This window comes from Micrococcus sp. HMSC31B01, from assembly GCF_001816085.1.
In the GTDB taxonomy this organism is placed as follows: domain Bacteria; phylum Actinomycetota; class Actinomycetes; order Actinomycetales; family Micrococcaceae; genus Micrococcus; species Micrococcus luteus.
Window position 1 is genome coordinate 1 of record NZ_KV825372.1, and the last position, 2,793, is coordinate 2,793.

The following is a 2,793-nucleotide window of genomic DNA, read 5'->3' on the forward strand; positions in this document are numbered from 1 at the left end:
GGCCGCCGCCGCCAGCCCGTAGAGCCGGCCGCCCGGGGCGAGGGCGCGCTGGCGCAGCGCGGGGAAGACGGCCTCGACGCCGTCGACGGGAACGGACGACGCCGAGTGGTGGACCTCGCCGGGGGCGGAAGGGGCGGGGGAGGGGAGCTTCATGCCCCCAGTGTGGCGCACCGCCCGGCTCAGGACGAGTCAGCGGCCCACGTGCGCGCTCAAGCGGAGCGCAGGCCGCCCTGCCACAGGGCGGCGAACGGCGTGCGGCCCTCCACCGCCTGCGCGATGCCGGCTCGCACGAACTCCTTGGCGCGGCGCGCGGCCTCGAGCGTGGTGGCACCCTTGGCCAACTCGGCGGTGACGGCGGCGGCGAGCGAGCAGCCCGCACCAGAGACGCCGGACTGGCCGATCTTCGGGGCGGAGAGCACCTCCACGGTGTCCCCGTCCACGAACACGTCCACGGCGTCCGGGCCGGGCAGGTGCATCCCGCCCTTGGCCAGGACGGCCGCGCCGGAGATCTCGTGGATGCGCCGAGCGGCCGCCGTCAGGTCCTCGACCGAGCGCACGGTCATGCCGGAGAGCTGCTCCGTCTCGAAGTGGTTCGGGGTGGTGAAGGTGGCCAGCGGCAGCAGCTCGGCCTTGAGCGCCTGGTCCGTGTCCAGGGCGTGGCCCGGCTCCTGGCCCTTGCAGATGAGCACGGGGTCCAGGACCACGTGGTCCCACTCGGCGCGGCGCAGGGCCGCGGCCGAGGTGCGGATGACCTCCGGGGAGCCCTGCATGCCCAGCTTCACGGTGCGCAGCCGCTCCGGGTAGTCGCCCTGGATGGCGTCGAGCTGCTGCTGGAGGATCTCGGTGGGCACGGGGAAGAAGCGGTGGTTCCAGTCGTCCTCCGGGTCGAAGGAGACGATGCAGGTCAGCGCCACGATGCCGAAGACGCCGAGTTCCTGGAACGTCTTGAGGTCGGCCTGGGCGCCGGCGCCGCCGGTGGCCTCGGACCCGGCGATGGTCAGGGCGAGCGCGGGGGCGGAGGCGGAGTGCTGGGGGGAGTGAGCGGTCTGGGGCATGCGCCCATGGTAGGACCGACCCCGGACGGGAAGCGCCCGACGGCCGGCGGTGTTCACCGGGGAACGAGGGTCCTCGGACCCGGAGCGTCCGCCCGGGCGCCCCGAGCGACCCGCGAAGGACGGGGACGGACGTGCTCGAGTTCCTCACCGGCACGGGCCTGGCCACCTCGGCCGGGCTCAACGCCTACATCCCCCTGCTCGCCCTGGGTCTGCTGGACCGGTTCACGGGGCTCGTCGACCTGCCCGCGGGGTGGACGTGGCTCTCCGCCGACGCCTCCCTCTGGATCCTCGGCGCCCTGCTCGCGCTCGAGCTCGTCGCGGACAAGATCCCCGGGGTGGACGCGGTCAACGACGTCGTCCAGACGGTCGTGGGAGCCGACACGGTCACGGTGGGGGCCGCCGCGCCCGTGCTCTCGGCGGCCGAGGACGTCTCGGCGGCCGGCCTCGTCGCGGCCGCGCTGTTCCTGCCGGTGCTGGTCGCCGTGCTGGTGGTCGCCGTCGTCGTGGGCCTGTGGCTGCTGGCCCGGCGGTTCCGCGCGCGGCGGACGCGAGGCCGTGCCGCGGCCGTGCCGGGTGGACCAGAATGGACGGCATGATCCTCATCAACCTGAAGTTCACCGTCCAGCCCGAGCGTGCCGACGAGTGGATGGACGCCGTCGCGAAGTACACCGCGGACGTGCGCTCCGAGCCCGGCAACCTGTTCTTCGAGTGGTACCGCCCGGTGGAAGGCGGCCCGAACGAGTACTTCCTGCTCGAGGGGTTCACGGACGAGGGTGCGCAGGCCCACGTCGCGTCCCCGCACTTCCAGGAGGGCCTGGACGCGATGCGCCCGCTGCTGGCGAGCACGCCCCAGATCATCTCCGAGCAGGTCGGTGCGGAGGGCTTCGGCCCGATGGGCGAGCTGCAGATCGACTGAGCCCGCCCCCGGCCGGAGGAGGCGACGGCGCCCGCGTCACGAGCGTGACGCAGGGCGCCGTCCCTGTATCCGGGGTCACACCCTGGCTACGGTGAGCGCATGAGCGCCGAGCAGAACAGCATCCAGACCCCCGGCTACCGCGCCGCCTACGTCCCCGCCGGCCAGGATCTCGGTCACCGCTGGTCCACCCGCGAGGCCGATCACGACGATCCGGCGGACCGCCGCGCCGTCCGCCAGATCGCCGAACTCGCCTTCGCGTCCACGGCCGAGGCCGACCTCGTCGAGGAGCTCGCCGGCGGCGCGGAGGGCTGGCTGCCCCAGTACTCCCTCGTGGCCATGACGGCCGCGATCCCCGGCACGGACCTGCAGTCGGACCCGATGGGCTACGGCACCCTGGTCCGGGCCCACATCGACGACGCCGAAGTGCTCGCCCTCGCCCCTCACGGCGTCCTGCCCGAGCATCAGGGCGAGGGCGCCGGCACCGCGCTCGTCAACGCCCTGCTGCAGAAGGCGCAGGCCGACGGCGAGGAGGTCGTGGTGGTCTACGGCTGGCCCGAGTACTACGCGAAGTTCGGCTTCCACCGGGCCTCCGAGCACGGCGTGCACGCGGCCTTCGCCCGGCAGCCCGAGGCGCTGCAGGTCCTCACGCTCCAGGACGGGGCCGAGGTGCCGGCCGGCGAGTTCCGCTACCCGCCCGCGTTCGGGGCGGAGAACGCGCAGGTCGCCGGCCGCTGAGGGCGGGGCGTCAGCCCAGGAGTCGGCGCACGGCGGCGAGCGTTCGTTCGGCCTCGGCCGGCTCGGCCGTGAGCCGCGCGATGACCT

General features: G+C 74.1%; 4 protein-coding genes. 3 read left to right on the forward strand and 1 reads right to left on the reverse strand.

Translation table 11 applies throughout. The features are described 5' to 3' along the window. Positions 1-209: 209 nt before the first annotated feature. Positions 210-1,055 (reverse strand): hydroxymethylpyrimidine/phosphomethylpyrimidine kinase, encoded by an 846-nt coding sequence (locus tag HMPREF3105_RS10945; RefSeq protein ID WP_020624820.1) that lies wholly within the window; start codon positions 1,053-1,055, stop codon positions 210-212. 131 nt (positions 1,056-1,186) lie between these two features. Here HMPREF3105_RS10945 and HMPREF3105_RS10950 point away from each other — a divergent pair, with 131 nt between their 5' ends. The 3 genes from HMPREF3105_RS10950 to HMPREF3105_RS10960 all read left to right on the forward strand — a co-directional run bounded on the left by HMPREF3105_RS10950 (position 1,187) and on the right by HMPREF3105_RS10960 (position 2,706). Further along, on the forward strand, positions 1,187-1,651 hold the full coding sequence (locus HMPREF3105_RS10950) for a DUF4126 domain-containing protein (RefSeq protein ID WP_044659066.1): 465 nt from the start codon (positions 1,187-1,189) through the stop codon (positions 1,649-1,651). Continuing rightward, positions 1,648-1,971 (forward strand): putative quinol monooxygenase, encoded by a 324-nt coding sequence (locus HMPREF3105_RS10955; protein ID WP_010079505.1) that lies wholly within the window; start codon positions 1,648-1,650, stop codon positions 1,969-1,971. The genes HMPREF3105_RS10950 and HMPREF3105_RS10955 overlap by 4 nt, the downstream gene beginning before the upstream one ends. A 99-nt stretch (positions 1,972-2,070) precedes the next feature. Then, on the forward strand, positions 2,071-2,706 hold the full coding sequence (locus HMPREF3105_RS10960; protein ID WP_070709611.1) for a GNAT family N-acetyltransferase: 636 nt from the start codon (positions 2,071-2,073) through the stop codon (positions 2,704-2,706). Positions 2,707-2,793 lie beyond the last annotated feature (87 nt).

Bases quoted from the DNA above. Each gene is read 5' to 3' on its own strand.
- HMPREF3105_RS10945 (WP_020624820.1), bottom strand. From the start codon at position 1,055: ATGCCCCAGACCGCTCACTCCCCCCAGCACTCCGCCTCCGCCCCCGCG.
- HMPREF3105_RS10955 (WP_010079505.1), top strand. From the start codon at position 1,648: ATGATCCTCATCAACCTGAAGTTCACCGTCCAGCCCGAGCGTGCCGAC.
- HMPREF3105_RS10960 (WP_070709611.1), top strand. From the start codon at position 2,071: ATGAGCGCCGAGCAGAACAGCATCCAGACCCCCGGCTACCGCGCCGCC.